Source organism: Arthrobacter echini (assembly GCF_004803505.1).
GTDB lineage: Bacteria > Actinomycetota > Actinomycetes > Actinomycetales > Micrococcaceae > Arthrobacter_D > Arthrobacter_D echini.
In genome coordinates this window covers 1-1078 of record NZ_SSWH01000040.1, presented here as the reverse complement: position 1 = coordinate 1078, position 1078 = coordinate 1, and the positions used below count along the sequence as shown (strand labels likewise).

1 protein-coding gene is annotated in these 1078 nt (G+C 64.1%); it reads left to right on the top strand.

The genetic code is table 11. The annotated features are described in order from the left end of the window. Nucleotides 1–105 precede the first annotated feature (105 nt). Nucleotides 106–1078 (top strand): IS481 family transposase (locus tag E8P82_RS14935; protein WP_136455842.1); only part of this gene is annotated, 973 nt, incomplete at its 3' end.

Sequence of the window (1078 nt, the reverse complement as noted above, 5' to 3'; positions counted from 1 at the left end):
TGTTCTTCCCACGGAGGTTGTGTGCAGCGTGGCGTGGTTGAGTGAGGTGAGGACCTCCGGTATCGATATGGGTTACCACACCTGATCGAGTTCACGGAGGTCCTCGTGTCTTACGTTACCCACGCCCGCGCTGCATTGAGCCCGCAGGGCCGGTTGAAAATCGCCCAGCTCGTCGTCCATGACGGGTGGACCCAGACCCGGGTCGCGGAACGGTTCCAGGTAGCCCGCGGCACCGTCTCCAAATGGGTGACCCGGTACCGGGCCGAGGGCGAAGCCGGCCTGGAAGACCGGTCCTCGAGACCACACGTGTCACCGCAGCGGACACCGCACCGGACGGAGCGGCGGATCATCGCGTTGCGTGTCACCAGACGGTGGGGCCCGCACCGGATCGCCTATCACCTGCACCTGCCGCAATCGACGGTGTCGAAGGTCCTCACCCGCTACCGGGTACCACTGCTGGGACATGTTGACCTGAACACCGGGGTGCGGGTGCGCACGCCGAAACCGGTGCGCTATGAGCGGGACAAGCCCGGCGATCTGGTGCACGTCGATGTGAAGAAACTGGGCCGGATCCCTGACGGCGGAGGCCACCGCACCCTGGGCCGGCAGGCCGGGAAACGCAACCGGTCCGCCGGGGCCGGCTATGCGTTCTTGCACTCGGCGATCGATGATCACTCCCGCGTCGTCTACTCCGAAATCCTGGAGAACGAGAAGAAAGAAACCGCAGCCGGATTCTGGGAACGCGCCCACGCGTTCTACACCGGCCTGGGCATCACGGTCGCCCGGGTGATGACCGACAACGGGTCCTGCTACCGGTCAAAGCTATTCAACGACACCCTCGGCGAACACATCAGCCACAAGTACACCCGGGCCTACCGGCCGCAGACCAACGGGAAGATCGAACGCTTCCACCGCACCCTCGCGTTCGAATGGGCCTACGCCCACCACTACGCCTCAGAGACCGCCCGAGCCGACACCTACCAAGCCTGGATCCACGACTACAATCACCACAGACCCCATACCGGCATCAAAGGCAAATCACCCATCGACCGCGTACACAACGTCCGTGGGAAGAACA